This window comes from Anaplasmataceae bacterium AB001_6, from assembly GCA_020002265.1.
Lineage (GTDB): Bacteria > Pseudomonadota > Alphaproteobacteria > Rickettsiales > Anaplasmataceae > AB001-6.
This window is the reverse complement of sequence record CP048228.1, coordinates 350,025-367,042: the sequence shown is the minus strand read 5'-3', so window position 1 is coordinate 367,042 and position 17,018 is coordinate 350,025. Positions and strand designations below refer to the sequence as shown.

General features: G+C 29.9%; 17 protein-coding genes. 13 read left to right on the top strand and 4 right to left on the bottom strand.

Features of this window, described 5'->3' with window-relative positions:
* Window positions 1-20 precede the first annotated feature (20 nt).
* Window positions 21-1,658: an antiporter gene (locus tag GUI12_01760; GenBank protein UAT42877.1), complete on the bottom strand. Its 1,638-nt coding sequence runs from the start codon at window positions 1,656-1,658 to the stop codon at window positions 21-23.
* A 338-nt stretch (window positions 1,659-1,996) separates the two neighbouring features.
* On the opposite strand from GUI12_01760, the gene moaA reads away from it, so the two are divergent.
* Genes moaA through GUI12_01715 form a run of 9 tightly spaced genes read left to right on the top strand, consistent with a single transcriptional unit; the run spans window position 1,997 to window position 8,400 of the window.
* Entirely contained in the window at window positions 1,997-3,007 is a 1,011-nt protein-coding gene (moaA, locus tag GUI12_01755) for a GTP 3',8-cyclase MoaA (protein UAT42876.1), read from the top strand.
* 2 nt (window positions 3,008-3,009) lie between these two features.
* Complete coding sequence (locus GUI12_01750; GenBank protein UAT42875.1) at window positions 3,010-4,053, top strand: bifunctional molybdenum cofactor biosynthesis protein MoaC/MoaB; 1,044 nt, start codon at window positions 3,010-3,012, stop codon at window positions 4,051-4,053.
* Window positions 4,053-5,303 carry a molybdopterin molybdotransferase MoeA gene (locus tag GUI12_01745; protein UAT42874.1) on the top strand — a complete coding sequence of 417 codons (1,251 nt, stop codon included), beginning with the start codon at window positions 4,053-4,055 and terminating at the stop codon, window positions 5,301-5,303. Before GUI12_01750 ends, GUI12_01745 begins: the two co-directional genes overlap by 1 nt.
* On the top strand, window positions 5,300-5,557 hold the full coding sequence (locus GUI12_01740) for a hypothetical protein (GenBank protein UAT42873.1): 258 nt from the start codon (window positions 5,300-5,302) through the stop codon (window positions 5,555-5,557). The genes GUI12_01745 and GUI12_01740 overlap by 4 nt, the downstream gene beginning before the upstream one ends.
* Before the next feature lie 3 nt (window positions 5,558-5,560).
* Window positions 5,561-6,025, top strand: a complete 465-nt coding sequence (locus GUI12_01735) for a molybdenum cofactor biosynthesis protein MoaE (protein UAT42872.1) — start codon at window positions 5,561-5,563, stop codon at window positions 6,023-6,025.
* A complete protein-coding gene (locus GUI12_01730) occupies window positions 6,022-6,564 on the top strand; it encodes a molybdenum cofactor guanylyltransferase (protein ID UAT42871.1) in 543 nt (180 codons plus the stop codon). Before GUI12_01735 ends, GUI12_01730 begins: the two co-directional genes overlap by 4 nt.
* Window positions 6,561-6,899, top strand: coding sequence for a hypothetical protein (locus GUI12_01725; GenBank protein UAT42870.1), 339 nt, complete (start codon window positions 6,561-6,563; stop codon window positions 6,897-6,899). Before GUI12_01730 ends, GUI12_01725 begins: the two co-directional genes overlap by 4 nt.
* Window positions 6,900-6,901: 2 nt before the next feature.
* Complete coding sequence (gene moeB / locus GUI12_01720) at window positions 6,902-7,660, top strand: molybdopterin-synthase adenylyltransferase MoeB (GenBank protein UAT42869.1); 759 nt, start codon at window positions 6,902-6,904, stop codon at window positions 7,658-7,660.
* Window positions 7,651-8,400 (top strand): sulfite exporter TauE/SafE family protein, encoded by a 750-nt coding sequence (locus GUI12_01715; protein ID UAT42868.1) that lies wholly within the window; start codon window positions 7,651-7,653, stop codon window positions 8,398-8,400. The genes moeB and GUI12_01715 overlap by 10 nt, the downstream gene beginning before the upstream one ends.
* Window positions 8,401-8,972: 572 nt before the next feature.
* Here GUI12_01715 and GUI12_01710 read toward each other — a convergent pair.
* Window positions 8,973-9,245 (bottom strand): hypothetical protein, encoded by a 273-nt coding sequence (locus GUI12_01710; protein UAT42867.1) that lies wholly within the window; start codon window positions 9,243-9,245, stop codon window positions 8,973-8,975.
* Between the two features lie 307 nt (window positions 9,246-9,552).
* Between GUI12_01710 and GUI12_01705 the strand changes: the two genes are divergently transcribed.
* Window positions 9,553-10,854 carry a hypothetical protein gene (locus GUI12_01705; GenBank protein UAT42866.1) on the top strand — a complete coding sequence of 434 codons (1,302 nt, stop codon included), beginning with the start codon at window positions 9,553-9,555 and terminating at the stop codon, window positions 10,852-10,854.
* A 905-nt stretch (window positions 10,855-11,759) separates the two neighbouring features.
* Here GUI12_01705 and GUI12_01700 read toward each other — a convergent pair.
* Window positions 11,760-12,926 carry a hypothetical protein gene (locus GUI12_01700; protein ID UAT42865.1) on the bottom strand — a complete coding sequence of 389 codons (1,167 nt, stop codon included), beginning with the start codon at window positions 12,924-12,926 and terminating at the stop codon, window positions 11,760-11,762.
* A 495-nt stretch (window positions 12,927-13,421) separates the two neighbouring features.
* On the opposite strand from GUI12_01700, the gene GUI12_01695 reads away from it, so the two are divergent.
* Complete coding sequence (locus GUI12_01695; protein ID UAT42864.1) at window positions 13,422-13,628, top strand: hypothetical protein; 207 nt, start codon at window positions 13,422-13,424, stop codon at window positions 13,626-13,628.
* Window positions 13,629-14,163: 535 nt separating this feature from the next.
* Here the strand turns inward: GUI12_01695 and GUI12_01690 are convergent.
* The gene (locus GUI12_01690; protein ID UAT42863.1) at window positions 14,164-15,627 is read right to left on the bottom strand and encodes a hypothetical protein; all 1,464 of its coding nucleotides are present in this window, start codon (window positions 15,625-15,627) and stop codon (window positions 14,164-14,166) included.
* 359 nt (window positions 15,628-15,986) lie between these two features.
* Between GUI12_01690 and GUI12_01685 the strand changes: the two genes are divergently transcribed.
* Together GUI12_01685 and GUI12_01680 are read left to right on the top strand one after the other, a co-directional pair.
* Window positions 15,987-16,190, top strand: a complete 204-nt coding sequence (locus GUI12_01685; protein UAT42862.1) for a hypothetical protein — start codon at window positions 15,987-15,989, stop codon at window positions 16,188-16,190.
* Between the two features lie 132 nt (window positions 16,191-16,322).
* Window positions 16,323-16,565 carry a hypothetical protein gene (locus tag GUI12_01680; protein UAT42861.1) on the top strand — a complete coding sequence of 81 codons (243 nt, stop codon included), beginning with the start codon at window positions 16,323-16,325 and terminating at the stop codon, window positions 16,563-16,565.
* Window positions 16,566-17,018: the final 453 nt, after the last annotated feature.

Here is a 17,018-nt window from a genome sequence, read left to right as displayed (position 1 = left end):
ATAATACTCCTCTTATATTTCTATGGATTATATATATATGCATTCTTACGGAGGTAAAACCACCAATTTATACATATACATAAAGTGTAAAATATAGCAAATCCATAAAGAGCCTTTTCAGGTGCTCCGCCTTTAATATGTTCACTTAACATTTGTGGAACATAAAACGCACCATAAGCAGCTATTGCCGAAGCCCATCCTCCGGCAGGCCCTGCTTGCTCTTTATTGAAAATTTGTGCAATACTACGAAAGGCAGAACCATTTCCAATGCCAGTAGCTGTAAATAAAATCAAAAATAGCCCAATAAATGGATAAAAATAATCCTCTGGCGTCGCAGATGCATAGCCTTTTTGCATATAATGAGCTAAAGCTAATGTACTACCTAACATAACAAGTGAAACAATCTGTGATACTTTTGCTCCACCCACTTTATCAGCAATAATTCCACCGATTGGACGAGCTATAGCTCCTATAAATGTCCCTATCCAAACAAACATAAATGTAGATGGAGCATTGGGGTTAATGGTAGTATGAGTTAAAACACCATTAACCATAAGGTGTTTATATCCAAAGATCACTTGAATAGATAATGGTAAAGCGGCACCATATCCTATAAAAGAACCAAATGTCATGGTATAAATTGTAGTCATGGACCAAGTATGCTTATTGTTAAATATTTTATATTGTCGTTTAAGACTTGTTCTAATTTCACCAGGTATTAATTTTAATAAGAAAACCGTAACAATAATTATTGTAGCTAAAATAAGTAATTTACTTAAATCTGCTCCAATTAATTTACTCAGATATGCACTCCATCCAGAACCATTTGCGCTTTCAGGTAATATCAACCATAAGCCTGAACATGTAGTGACCAATCCTATCATTAACATTGCACTAATCTTTACGAAGGTATTTAAAGGCATTCCTATATTAGGCGAAACATGTTTATCTCGAATGTTATTCATTCCAAACCATACGGCACAAGATAACGGAACTAAAATTGCCACCCAAATGAATCCTGCATTATATATATATGTTTTTGCTCCTGCTGGAATTTTACTAATAAATGTTCCACTACTATTTTGCAGAATCATATATTCTGTACCAAATATTGCCATTGTCATAACAATAGGAATTATTATCTGCATTACAGTGACTCCTAGATTACCAAGGCCAGCATTCATTCCCAGAGAATAACCTTGTATCTTCTTAGGAAAGAAGAAACTAATATTTGACATAGAAGATGCGAAATTACCTCCTCCAAAGCCTGATAATAGAGCTAAAAGTTGAAATTGCCATAGAGGAGTATTCTTATCCTGCAAAGCTATTCCTGTCCCTATAGTGGGAATAAGAAGTAATACAGTAGTAAAAAATATAGTATTTCTTCCACCAGCAATTCTGATAAAAAATGTACTAGGAATACGTAACGTAGCTCCAGAAAGGCCAGCAATCGCTGTTAAAGTAAACAAATCTGATGTAGAAAAAGCAAATCCTACATTAAGCATCTGTACAGTAATAACTCCCCAACACATCCATACACAAAATCCAAGTAATAAGCTTAAGATAGAAATCCATAAATTACGATTTGCTACGCTCTTTCCATAAGAGGACCATTGCTCCTTATCTTCGGGATTCCAATTATATAAATCTTTACCCATGCCAAATATCTCCAATCATACCAATAATGATAAATTAATCTAAAACCAATGTAGTAATATACGAACTAAATAGATAATCTATTAACACAAAAAGCAATATTATACGCAAATAATAATTCATATTATAATAAATAATAATTTGTACCTCTATTTTTTGCCTATAACTCAATTTATTGACATAAAATGTATACGGTTTTTTAATAAAATGTTGCGATGCTACCATTTTTGGAGATTATGGAACTTCAACTTTGCATATCGTGGATAAATTTTTAAAGTATTCTTTTAGACTTTTCTCTTGGTATAGTTTCAAATATCTCACAGGAAATTATAAATGAAAGATGAATGATACATATAGCAATACTTCTCAAAATGCCTTAAAAGACAAATTTGGACGTTTGTTTCCTTATCTACGTTTATCCATTACTGATGTGTGTAATTTTCGCTGTAGTTATTGCTTACCCAATGGTTATATTAAATGTAATAACAAACCTCGATTTTTATCCCAAAATGAAATTGCAAATTTAGTTGATGCATTTGCTTCTTTAGGAGTAACTAAAATACGTATTACTGGTGGTGAGCCAACAGTTAGAAAAGATTTTACACAAATTGCCAAATTAATATCAGATCACCCTGGTATTGAAAAAACATCTTTTACCACTAACGGTTATCTACTTAAAGATAAAGCAAAATGCTGGCATGATGCTGGGTTAACTCACGTTAACGTTAGCATAGATAGCTTAAACGAGAAAATTTTTCACGCTGTTAGTGGTCGTAATCTTCTACATAAAGTACAACAAGGAGTAGAATCTGCTATTAAGGTGGGTTTCCAACAGGTAAAAATTAATGTTGTTTTGCTCAAAGGTGTTAATGGTAATGCACTAAAAGATTTTTTGCCTTGGGTGAAAAATACAAATATCAGTATTCGTTTCATTGAATTAATGCAAACTGGTGATAATTTAAAGTACTTTCAAAAATATCATATATCGACAAAAATTATTACCGATCAATTATCTATAGAAGGTTGGAAGAATAAGCCTCGAGCCCTTGATTCAGGGCCAGCTCAAGAATATGTGCATGAAGATTATAAAGGATCCATAGGAATTATAGCTCCTTATTCAAAGGATTTTTGTAAAGGATGTAATCGTTTACGTGTTACTTCAATAGGTGATTTACGGTTATGTCTATTCGGAAATCAAGGAACTTCTCTACGTCACCTTTTACAAACAAGTGAACAGAAAAGTCTATTAAGAAAGCTTATAATTGAACAATTAAATTATAAAAGCTCTTCTCATTTTTTAGCTTATGGAAATACAGGCCTTACAAAACATCTAGCATCAATCGGAGGATAATTATGCATAAAAACATTATAGAATTCTTTAATGAAAATAGTAATTTTCATATGAAAGACATTTCTTATAAAAAACCCAATATTAGGCGTGCCATTGCAATGGGATGCATAAATATAGGTGAAATTGGTTTTAAACATGTAAAAAATGGAACTTTAGCTAAAGGAGATGTATTAAAATTAGCAGAAATTGCTGGCTTACAAGGTGCCAAAAATACGTGGCAACAGATTCCAATGTGTCATCCCATTCCATTGGAACATATAGCTGTCTATCCAGAACTTAAAGAAAGCTCTCATTCTGTAATAGTTTATACTATTGTTTCTACCATTGCTAAAACTGGCGTTGAAATGGAAGCTTTATCTGCTGTTAACGCTGCATTATTAACACTATATGATTTAATTAAACCCGTTGAAGCAGGGCTCTCTATTTCTGATATACGCTTACTATTAAAAGAAGGAGGTAAAAGTAATTTATGGATTCATCCAAGGGGCATTCCTGAAAAGATAAAAGAGTTTATCAAAATACCATCAGAACGCCTTTTGGAAGGGAAAAAAGTTGGCATCATCACTCTAAGTGATCGAGCACACAATAAAGAATATCAAGATAAATCAGGTATAATATTAAAAGAAAAATTAGAACATCTTGGATGTAATATCGTTGATTACTCTATTCTTCCCGATGAATCAGTACAATTAGAGGAAAAGATTAACAAATTAACCAAAGATGTAGAAATTATTATTACTACAGGTGGTACAGGGATTGCACCTCGTGACATTACTCCACAAACTATTTCCAAAATTGCAGATCAAGAAATACCTGGAATAGGAGAATTATTACGTAGTTATAGTGCTTTACATGTCCCAAAAACGTGGTTGAGTCGCTCTGGTGCAGTTGTTATGGATAATACCTTAATTATTGCTCTTCCAGGAAGTCCTTCTGCAGTTCAAGATGGAATAGAAGCTTTGAAAGAGATTTTACCACATGCACTAGATAGCATACAGAATAAAAAGAACATCCATAAAGAAACATTACATGAGGAAATATCATAATGATATTATATGAGGAAGCGTTAAAATTCTTATTAAAAACAGAAAAAAAGCCATCTATAATATTATCAATTAATAATGCTTGTGGCTATGTAGCTGCAGAAGATGTCTGCAGCAAAGTTCTTATTCCAGCATTTGCTAATTCCGCAATGGATGGATTCGCTATACGATCTCAAGATGTTGCAAAAAGTTCTAAAGATAACCCTACTACGTTAACGATAACAGGAAGCACATTAGCAGGAGATAAACCCTCTAAAGGCAATACAGAAGGAGCTTGGGAAATCACAACTGGCGCCCCGGTACCTGAAGAATATGATGCTGTAGTAAAAATAGAAGATACTCAGATAGATAATACAGATAATAATATTAAGAAGATAATTCTATCGCAAAGTGTTCCGCTAAAGAACAATATACGTGAAGCAGGAGAGGATTTTATGCCGGGAGATACAGTTATTACAAAAGGCACAATTATTACCCCAAATCATATAATGGCATTAACAAGTATAGGGCAAAAAAATATTCTAGTTTCTGATAAACCTTCAGTGAGCATACTTAGCACAGGAAGAGAATTAATTAATGATACAGACCATCCCCTATCCCCAGGACAAATTTATAATTCAAACAGTCCATATTTACTCTCTGCACTTAATAAAATAGGGATAAAATCTCAATATATAGGAAATATCCCTGATGATCCTGAAATATTTGAAAAAACAATTGAACAGATATTAGGAAAAAATGAAATAATAATTTCTACTGGAGCAGTCTCTATGGGAAAATATGATTTCATTCCAGATAGTTTACGTAAACTTGGAGCAGATATCATTTTTCACAAAGTAGCTATACGTCCAGGAAAGCCAATACTCTATGCACGTTTTAAAGATAAAACGCATTATTTTGGTATTCCGGGAAATCCCGTATCATCTGCCGTAGGATTACGTTTTTTTGTAATACCATTAATACACCATTTACAGGATATTAAAACAGAATGTCCATTAAAAATTCCTCTAGTAGAACCATTTCCTATCGATAGTCCCTTACGTTTTTTTCGCAAAGCATATATCTCAGTGTCCAATGAAGGAAAATTAGGAATAAAAATACTGGAAGGACAAGAATCTTTTAAAATTAATTCATTAGTAAAAGCTAATTGTTGGGCATCATTTGCTCCAAGACAAATGAATATAAAAAAAGGAGATACCATGAATATTTACCCGCTAATGCCTAATAAATGGCATTTGGAGAATGTAAAATGAAGATAACATTACAACTGTTTGGAGCATTCAAATCTTTTGGAGAGGAGTTAAAATTGCATCTCCCAGAAAATGCTATAGTATCTGATATACGAAAAGCATTAATAGAAAAAATCAAGCAAATAGATAATAATATCTATAAAATCAGCTTAATAGATAATTCTTTCTTTGCAAATCAAACTGAAATTTTATCTGAAAAATCATCCTTACAAGATGGCATCGTTGTTGCTATCATTCCACCTATTTCAGGGGGATAAAATATGGGTAAAGTATTTGTAGATGTGTGGGACACAAAAGAAAAAAATATCAATATAGATCTAGCGCTATCTTACGTGAATGCAAAAAAAAATGGCGCAGAATCCTTATTTATAGGAACTGTAAGAGATTTCAATCATGGTAAAAATGTAATAGGAATAAGTTATGATGTATTTGAATCATTAGCTAAGCGGTCTTTTTTAAATATTTGTAAAGAAGCACAAGATAAGTGGGGAGATAACATTAATTTATATGTTGTACATGCTAAAGGACGTTTGTCTATCGGAGGAATAAGTATCATAATTGCCGTTGGCTCTCCTCATCGTGATGAAGCTTTTAAAGCTTGTCGTTATGTGATTGAAGAAATCAAGCATCGTTCTCCTATCTGGAAATTAGAGCATTATACAGACGGAGATAGCCAATGGTCCAAAGGCTGTGAATTATGTAAATCGCAAACGCAAGGTATATGATAATAGCAGGTGTAATATTAGCAGGAGGCAAATCTTCTCGTATGAAAGTAGATAAAACAAAACTAATTTATCAAAATACCACATTACTAGATCGTATGGATAATTTATTAAAAAATGCAGGCATTGAAAATGTTTATATTAGTGGAGCAGCAGGTATCAATGATAAAATTAAAGATAAAGGCCCTCTGTGTGGTGTGCATGCAACTCTTACAGAACTACTAGAGAAATATGATTTTTTACTTTATGCACCAGTAGATATGCCTAAATTGAATATACACTTACTATACAAACTGATAAACGCACCCCACGAGAATGATATAGTATGTTTTGAAAATTATATATTACCCTTTAGGTTGAAAGTTAAAGCTGAAACCATAAATATAATAGAGAAAATCTTTAAAGAGAAAAAAGATTTCTCACTTAAAAATTTGCATAAAACATTAATCAGTCATAACTTATCTGTAAATCAAAAAGAGATTGATTCTTTTGTTAATATTAACACCCCAGATGAGTGGAAAAATATACAGGATAAAGTATGAATTTACGCATCAGTAAACAAGAAATACGCTTTAGAATGAATAAAGATGACTTTATATCTCTTGTCAAAAATAATATATTGAAGATGATTACAAATCTACCCAATAGTACTTTTGAAACAAGTATAGTAATTAGCAATGACATTAAAACCTTGTCACTGATCCAAAAAGAAAATAATTTTACTTTGAAGGTAAATAAAAGTGTTATTATAAAATTGCATGAAGCTGTGCCAACTAATCAGAGTTTTGCCACAGAACAAATAGTAAAAAATGGACATTCTCTAAAACTTATTTTAGAAATAGATTTTCTATCATATAAGCGTAATAGAGGAAGATAGACATGTATCATGAACAGCTCGTGCGTTATTCACGAAATATTTCATTGCCAGAAATAGGTAATGAAGGCCAAAAGAAATTATTAAATTCCAGAGTATTAGTGGTTGGTGCAGGTGGCTTAGGTTCACCTTTAATTCTCTATTTAGCAGCATCTGGGATAGGAACAATAGGAATAATTGATGATGATCGCATAGCTTTATCAAATCTACAACGGCAAATCATACACGAAGCCGGTAGTATTGGACAACCAAAGGTCAATAGTGCTAAGGATGCAATATATGATTTAAATCAAGATATTAAGACTATTACTTATAAAGATCGTTTAAATTCTACAAATGTTGACGGCTTAATAAAAGATTATGACATAATAGCAGATTGCTGTGATAATTTTCACACTCGCTTTTTACTAAACGAGTATTGTTTAAAAAATAAAAAAATTCTAGTATCTTCAGCTGCAATTGGATTTTATGGACACTTATATACATTTAAATCATATCTGGGAAAACCTCACCCATGTTATCAATGTATATACCCTCATATTCCTTCTGATAAAATTACCGAAAAATGCTCTCAATCAGGAGTACTTGGCAGTTTAGTAGGTCAGATGGGCACATGGCAAACAACAGAAATTATCAAAGAATTATTGAATATAGGCACTAGTCTCTCTGGCAAGATGGTTATTCTAGATGCACTTTCAACATCTGTAAATATAATTAAAATAAATAGATCACGTGATTGTCCTTGGTGCGGAAAATGTGGTTAGGAATATTATTCACTATTGTTGCTATTTTTTATGCTAGTGTAGGCTTTGGAGGGGGGTCTTCTTACTTAGCTTTATTAGCATTATGGGATTTTCCTTATAATATCATGGCACCTATTGCTCTTATTTGTAATATCGTTGTTGTATCTGGCAATACATTTCATTATGTTAGAGCTGGATATTTAAATTACAATCTTTCACTACCACTTACTCTTACTTCCGTAATAGCAGCATACATCGGTGGTAAGATAGAAATCGAAAAAGAATTATTCATTAAGATACTTTGCATAACATTATTAATTTCCGGAATCAGAATGTTAATAACCTATCGCCGCTATGATGATAACTTTAAAGATTATAAAATCATCCCTATATGGGTCAGTGGAATAATTGGAATAACTTTAGGATTTTTATCAGGATTAGTTGGGATAGGTGGAGGGATATTTTTAGCACCTATTCTATATAGTTTAAAAGCTGGAACACCAAAGCAAATTGCTACTACCTCTTCCATATTTATTCTTTTTAATTCTATTGCTGGTCTTATCGGACAGTTACAAAAACACAATTTATCAGAAACAATTGTCTTTGATTACTGGTATCTTCCTATGTTAGTTTTTTTAGGAGGACAGATAAGCAACATCATAACAATCAGATTTATCCCCTCTCGTATAGTTGTTTTATCTACAGGATTTTTAGTTATATTTGTAGCAATACGCTTAGGATATAAAATATGGATACATTAATAATATTCTTACTGCTATCCTCTTGTGTAAAAAACTTTCTATACATTCCTTAATAAAAATACACTGCTTTTCAAAAATCTTATATATGGCAACATATTATCCTATGTTTCCTTAGCAATATGATTATTTTGCAGCCTCTCTGGTACGTATTTTGTTTCTGGTACATCTAGAAGGACTCAGGTTTTTATTATTACTATCTTCAATATACGATTCTTTTTTTCAGTGTGTAATTCTTCCATCACTTTGTGATCTGCATTTGCTATTTTAATGCCCGCTTGAATTACTTTAATAACATTGTTTGCCCAGTGACTTATGGTTTTTTGTTTTCTAATATGAGATTTTCAAACTTACAATAAGCCTCTTTTTCTTTAAAAGATAATAGGCCTTCACAATTACTGTGCTTCTTGTGAGATCTATCCTCAAAATTCTCACTTAAATGACCCACAAGTTTATTACTCTGATTCGTGATATGTATAGTATGATTAACTAGTGAATTTGGTTTATATTCATGTTGCTTGCTAAATTCCAAAACTCCTTTATTATTCTATTTATTGAATTTAGATACTCCTGCCTTAACCCGACCCTTCAGGATTTTCAAGACTATTTGCTATATCATAAAGATCTTTAGCATCATTATAGACTTCTTTAGTGATACCCAACAATTTAGCTGCTTTATCTATATCATCACCCACTGCCTCGGACACAGGGATATAACAATCTGTACTCATACTAGATCCTAGACGAACAAGAACTCTTATTTTCGTTATAAAATTTAATATCATCTGATAAAATTTTATCTGCGGTCTTACAGCATATTTCTCTTTCTTTTTCTGAAACTTCGGCATCACAGTAATCAATAACATGTTGATGTTGTTCCTGAGTTTCGTTTGTTAAAAATTCTTTGCTATATGCATCACTTTTTTCTTGATAATTAAAAAATCAACAAGTGCATCAGCTACAGCAATTATTCTGCCCAGTAAAATCTTCTCTGCTAGCAAAAAAGCACCCTTGAGGCCTTGCATAATTTTCTTCTTATATTATTTTTTTTTAAACGAAAAAATTATAATTTATTTAAAATTATTAATAAATGTATATATTTATATCATATTAACATATAATATTCTTGTGATAATAAGAATATAGGCAGCTATTATGAGAGTGGGTAGGATACTTAATGCAGAAGAAAGAAAATTTTTAGATGTTTCACCATTACCTATTAGTAATGATATTATTGCATTGCCTCACGAAATAGGTGCATATTATGGACCAATAGAAGATGGAAATATGGGTTTGAGCCATTTATCTGTTTTCAACACATACTTAAAAAAAATATTAAATAAACAGCATATAGGTCAAAAATTAAGTGCATATAATGTAATTTATTTTGGAGTTACGCTTGACGAAGAAGTTAGTGATTTTTTAATCATGCTGAAAACACTAAAAGCAACAGATAGAAATTGTATTATTGTTTTATCCCAGGCTACTGTTGATATCCATGATACTAGGATTCTTAATGCCCGATCTATACCCATACTATATGATCGAAACAATGAAGTTATTATCTCTTTTGATCCACTCTCCTCCTTCTTCAAAAATCCAGACATACAAAATCTGAAAAATACTGGTCTAAGAGTTATTGAAAATGCAAAAAGAAATAATAGTTTTTTTGGGAATAGATTAGATGCAATTATAATGATTAGAAGAATAGTTATGGGACACGAAGAGATTATTTCTATGATTAACGACGATCGTTATATAACGGAGATAAAAAATAATGATAATATTACTACTTCTTCCCGTGAAATATTAAATACCCTTCCGCCAACTTTCTTCAAGAGTATAAACTATGCTATAAACTTTGCTGATTATCATGAGGTTAAAAATACACATTCAAATATGATAAAGTATGCACAAAAAACAGGAAGAATAGAATTAATAAATAAATATCTATATCACCTTAACAATCCACACTTAAGATGGGGAATAACTAATCCAGAAGAATATGAGGAAATTCTGATTTTACATAATAGAATGGCAGAAGAACCACCTGAGTCTTTTTTCACACCCATTGAGCAAAAAATGCACAAGAGGGAACATAAAGCTGTTAATTTAACACCAGAAGAACATACAGCAAAATTGCATTATAATATACAAGTTGAAAATGCATCTGCGTTATATGTTGCATTGCAAGAGATTATTGTTGCACATGCTGGACATGATACATTTAATGCTGCAGTGCAAGATTTTATGGCTGAAAATGCTGAAAATCCTGCATTAAATGCTGCATTAAATGCTGCATTGCAAAATATTGTTGCTGAAAATGCTGAAAATATAGAAGGATTAGCACGATTAGATGAAGCATTGATAGCATTAAATGCTGAATTACAAGATGTTAATGCCGAAAATGTTAATGCTGATATTAATGATGAACTCGTAAATGACATGTATAGATAGCCTTAGAGATATATCCTTGTTTTGTTATTTCTTTCCCCACCTTGTTATGAGAAAAAGCTGGAGGTTAATGCTGGGTTAAGATTAATTTTTATTAAGTAATTTTTAATTATATTAGGCCCTTGATTAAAATAAGTCTAGCCAAATCGGCATACCCCCAATAGCGCTATTACACTTCTTTTTTGTTTTATATACACCAACTATATTATTCTACAGTATTAGCTAATATTGTTTTTATAATACTGGTTAGCGTGGACATCATATCATTAATATATAACTTTTTTCAATTTCATCATAATCCATAGTAAACTAGTTATTATGCAGATGCGATAATTCTTCTAAAGGCTGTTTCTGTCTATAACTTAGCATCCTACCCATATAACAAAAATAAATAGGGATATTTGGTAATTTTTTGCATTCTGTATTCAAAGCTTTGCAGTAATTAATTGTCTTTCTAGACGGAAAAGGAAAAACGTTTGAATCTATTTTATCTTTATAAATAAACCATAAAAAGAGGTGTGATACTTTTTATACTGTCTTTTTTCAAGATTTTTGGCATATCTATTATATCAATTTTTATCATCTCCATATATTTGTTCTTTTTCTTATATATGGTAATTTATCACATTACTGAAATAATACACAAAAAATATCCTTAAAAAAATAAAAATTTATTATTGAAAAATGCTCTGTTTAGAAATTTTACATACCCTGAGTGTGGATGTCTTTTAAAGGAAATTAATGTCAGAATTATGTGTTGATGTTAATTTCACCACCTTGATATATTTCTTCATTTTTTATTAGCTTAGTAGATTAAACCAGATATCAAACATCGCAAAATAGCATTATTTGCAGATGCAAGCATATCATTTCAATTCAAATACCAAAAAAAATTTTAATCAATATCTCTACACTATTTCCCTATTTGTCTGTGTGACATTTGAAGCAACACTTTCTTGTAATTTTGATTCTATAGAACTTGAAGCTTGAGCCCCACTCTGATTACCTTCTTCTTGCGATTCCAATTTTGCTTGTTTAGCAACCTCCTCTGCATATTCTGCTTCTGTTAAATTAACAACCTTATGTTCTCCTTTATAGATTTTTTGCAATATGGGCCTTGCAGATCCTAATGGACCCAATTTCTCCAATCCAATACCGTAATTACGAACTGGATGACTTAACAATTGAAGTTGTTTGCATTCTTCTGGATCAGTTATTCCCCATCTTAAGAGTGGATTTTTAAGGTGAGATAGATATTCATTTATTAATTCTCCTCTTCCTGTTTCTTGTGCGTACTTTATAGTATTTTTATATATCATTTCAGTATGCAATCCATATTCTAAACTCTTGAAAAAAGTTGGCGGAAGTGTATTTAAATTTTCTAATTCTATAGATCTTGTAGGATATAATTCTATTATTTTCTTCTTTGTTATATAACGATCGTCGTTAATCATAGAAATAATCTCCTCGTGTCCCATAGCTATTCTTCTAACCATTCTAAGAGAATCAAGTCCACAACCCTCAAAACTACTTTGTCTTTTCAAAGTCTCAATAACTCTTAGGCCAGAATTTTGCAAATATTTGATAATATCTTCATGATTTTCAAAAAATTTAGTAGCAGAATCAAAAGAGATAACAACTTTATTTTCTGGATCATACAGTATAGGTATTTGATGTTGAAAATGTTCACTTAGCTCTTCATCAAAGTTGGCTGTATTTACAATGAAAATACACTTTTTTCCTGTTTTTATATCTTGCATTTTCTGAAATAAAGTTAAGAGATCTGATTGCGCTTCTGCACTAGTGTAAAATTCAAAATAGATTACGTTATATGCATCTAATTTTTCACTTATAGCCTGCTTATTTGATATTTTATCTAAGTACTTTTTGAAATTATTTAAATCAGCTAATTCCTCATCATTATCAAAACTAGCTTCAGAACTAGCTTCAAAACTAGCTTCAGAACTAGTCTCAGAACTAGTCTCAAAATCAAATAATGGCATATGATATACACCTTTAGATACTTGAACAATATTTAAAACTTTTTGTTCTTCTTCAGTAAAATCCCTTACCATAATATCCTTTCTTAAATTAATTATGTATTAATTATATATTAGTTTTACTTATTTATTAATAGTATTGTTAGTAATAAACATTGCATTAAACACAAAATTTATATTTTAGAGAAATAAGTGATTATAGAATATGTATCAAATTTATCTAACATCTGATGATAATTATAATGATTTGCCAATGATCTTTATTGCATAACAGATTTCAAGGCAAATTTATGGAAAATATATACTTATTCACTGAAAAAACTGTACGAAAAATAAGAGTTTGATTCACAATTTTTACATAAATATTCCAAATTTATAAGATCTAAAATTTTAATAAGATAAGAAATCAAGATATCAGCTTCTATATTAAGAAATTCCAAGCTTTAATAAAATAACGCATTCCTACATATCTAGTGTTAACAATCTATGATTATTGAAAATTACAATTGACAATTTATTTTTTATATTGTTTAATGAGCGTTTTATGAAGCAATTATACGAAAAAATTATATGATTAATATAAACTATCAGTCTGTTATTGTCGATAATAACGGTAATTATCACCATAGTATTAATATTTCTGCTCCTAAAAAGATGTCAGGGAATTTTACATATAAATTCTATAATCCTAATGTATGCTCTGTAAATGCTATTTTGGATACTTCTTCAAATCACTCATCAGATAATGAATTTTTTCAACCAGCTTCCATAAAATAAGTAATTGCCAATCAAGCAGTAATTTTTACAGCAGAATAAATGATGCTTCTTCATATGATAATTCGTACTCTATCTGTGAACTAAATCTCTAGTACTAATTTAGAACACACATAAATAATCAATTTATTCTTATTCTAGATATAGAATCTTCACAAGATATAATATAAGTAAGTAAAAAACAATATTGATCACAACCTATCAAAAATAATAATCCAATTTTTGTGATCTAAGAGGACTATCTAAAGAAGAAATTCGATTGGATATCGTAATTATATCAAAGAAATGTATATAGAATAATTTTAAATAGTCTATAATCTCCTTTTAAAACGTAACTATGCAGGAGAAAAGATTATAACATATAAGGTTTAGCACTGATACAGAAATTACTTAAAAAGATACCCCAAATGATTTTCCTCAGCGGCAAAAAAAACTGCATTAAAAAGAATATCTGCTGTAATTAATGTGCTTTTTGGTTTGAGTTATCAAGAAAAAGTGATGTATATATAAGGAATCCTTGTATAAAAAAACTTTCTGTCTAGCGCTTATTATAGCGTGATTTATCTTGCTTGATATTGTCATCAATATTTACTTCTTTTACATCTTGAATTACAGAAGATACTTCATCTTCTTGTGTTGTTAAATTTTGTGATTCATAATTACTTTTTCCAAATTTTTCCATTTGTTCTTGGAATTTTGGATAAAGATCGCCTTGTCCTAATTTTTCAAAAACCTTTTCATACCTCCAATTCATACTTTGCAGATATTCTATATCGTACTTTTTAAAGATTTCATCTGATAGCAAAAATTCTGTCATAGTTTTACTTTTCATTGGAATTAACATGTTCATGCTACTGTGTTTATTAATAAGATCAAAATCATTCCTAATAATTTCTTTCGCAAGTCCTTCGTTACTTTCTGCAACGTCTTCAATATTAATAAAAGAACAATAATTATTTTTTGAAAAAACTTCTCTAAATTGCTCATATGAAATATCGGGATTTCTGGAAAGAAAATACAATATAAATCTATTATTTTTTTCTCTCTCACGAAATTTACTATGATTATCTATCACATCTCTCCCTATTCCTGTTGCGTAAAGATAATCTTGTAAATTTGCATTTATTGATTTATTTCTATAATCTGTTTTACTCAGACTTAATAAAACGACCTGATCAATATAATTACTGTATATATCTTTTAATCTATCATCAGGGATATTAGAGACAAATTTTTTAAAATCTTTATTTATTTTGTGATCATCAGGTAAAATTTTATCTTGATAATTATCTATATTACCTTCATAAGCAATAAAATTTCTGTTTAACATAAATTCTTTCCATTTTTCAAATGTTTGAATGGAAGGTTTATTACCTAATTTTGCCTTATAGGCATCGTATACACCATTTTCGTTACCTGTATATAAATGTACAGTTTTTGGTGAAGTTAATGCATAGAAAAATAACATTTTTGAAGCATTATCCACCGGTAAATCTCTATATTTATCTATATTTTTCATGTCATTCACTATTGTGTCAAATGGCAGCACTTTTTTTCCTGACCCGACAAATATCATGTTTTTAGGTGTATTTTTATCCATTTTATAATTTTTATTTATCTCCTTCCAAACATGTTTTCCTGCTATGGAACATGAAAACACTGTATATATTAAATCTTCTTTATTCTCGTGCTGTATATTTGTATGAATATTATTTAATACATCTGTGATCGGAAAATAAGTTGCGCCTGTTGCTACAGTATCTTTTAGAGGATATTTTATTAAAGGAACATCATCATGTGCTCTAATGCTACTATGATCTACTAAAGCAATATCTTTTATTTCAGGATTTTCAAATAGCTTTTCCTGTATACTTTGGATAATTTGAGAATGATTGAAACCCTCTGTATATATCAATTTTATCATATGATTAAATGTTAAATCCATATATTCAGGCATATCCTTCCAATCTGGCATAGAACTTATTATGATCTTTTTATCCATATGTTTATCCCCTCTTTATTATTACGTGTTATTAGTATGCAGTACAAAATTTTCAATATTATTAATTAATTTTGAAGTATTAATTAAATCATGAAATTTTCTAATCATACCACCTTGAAAACAATCAATTATTACAAATACTACAAACAAGCATTTTTGTGAAATTAAGAATTATATTGAAGATAATCAACTAAAAATAATTTATAATTCAGCGCTGGAATCTTCAAAAATTTTCTTTAATATGTTATATAATAACAAAGGTTAATAAATTAAATAATTATACCTACATTAATATAGCAATATAAATTATAATATTATTTACTATTAAGATACGTTATAGTTTGCGGTCTTTGGAGGATATGAAATTGGATAGTAATCAAAAAGAAATATTAAAATTCTTAAGAAATCACAGGAAATATAATTTTTTCTGGTTTGAATTTGGGCCTACTATATTAGATGATATATGTGCAAAAGAAGGATTAGATAGCACTAAGGAAACATTTTCATTATCTGAATCTATGAAAATAGTCAATAATTTTAATGAAATGAAACTCATATGGTGATACCCTTGGAGCAAAAAAATCAAAGATGTTGATATAAACGATAAACATACGCAGAATGTTGCTCTTTATTCATCTTATCCATTTTATAGAAGATTATTTTTAAATATCTTTACATTTCACAGAAGAGATAATTTGATTTATTTAAAAAAAAATCATGTACAACCTTTTGAAGATGCCAACCAAAACACCTTAATAGAAAAAATAGACTTAACAGTTAGGGATACAGAAGAACAGAATGCTGCAATACCCAAAAAAAATATAAATCCAGCAGTATCTTCTATTATAGATTTAGTACCACAGAGAGATTATAACAAAAGACAAATGTCGAAATATATAGAATCACTTGATAGCAATTCTGAGGAAAAAAGAAAATAACCATTAGAAATTAGGAAAAGAGTTCATGGCGAAAAAAAATTATATCACAGCGGTGTTTTATCTATATTCCCAAATGCTAAGAATGTATTAGACGGAAATATAATATACAAATTAAGATCAGAAGAAATTGCAGGCATTAAGAGTAGGATTGATTACCTAAATAGAAGTGGCGCTGATAATAACTATCAATTATTTATAGATAGTCCACTTAAAGAAACATTAGATAAATTATCAGATAGGAAACCAGATTCTTATGATCATTATAAAAATATTATAGAACTACAAAAAGAACAGTTTAGAGAGCAATTAGGCGATGAATACTATAATCAGATTGATTTTCATGATGCGACTGATGTTTTAAAACAAAATGAATCATACAAATTTTTAATTAGCTATTTAAATCAAAATTACGTACATTTTACTGATGGAAATGGTAAAAGTAGTGCACATAAA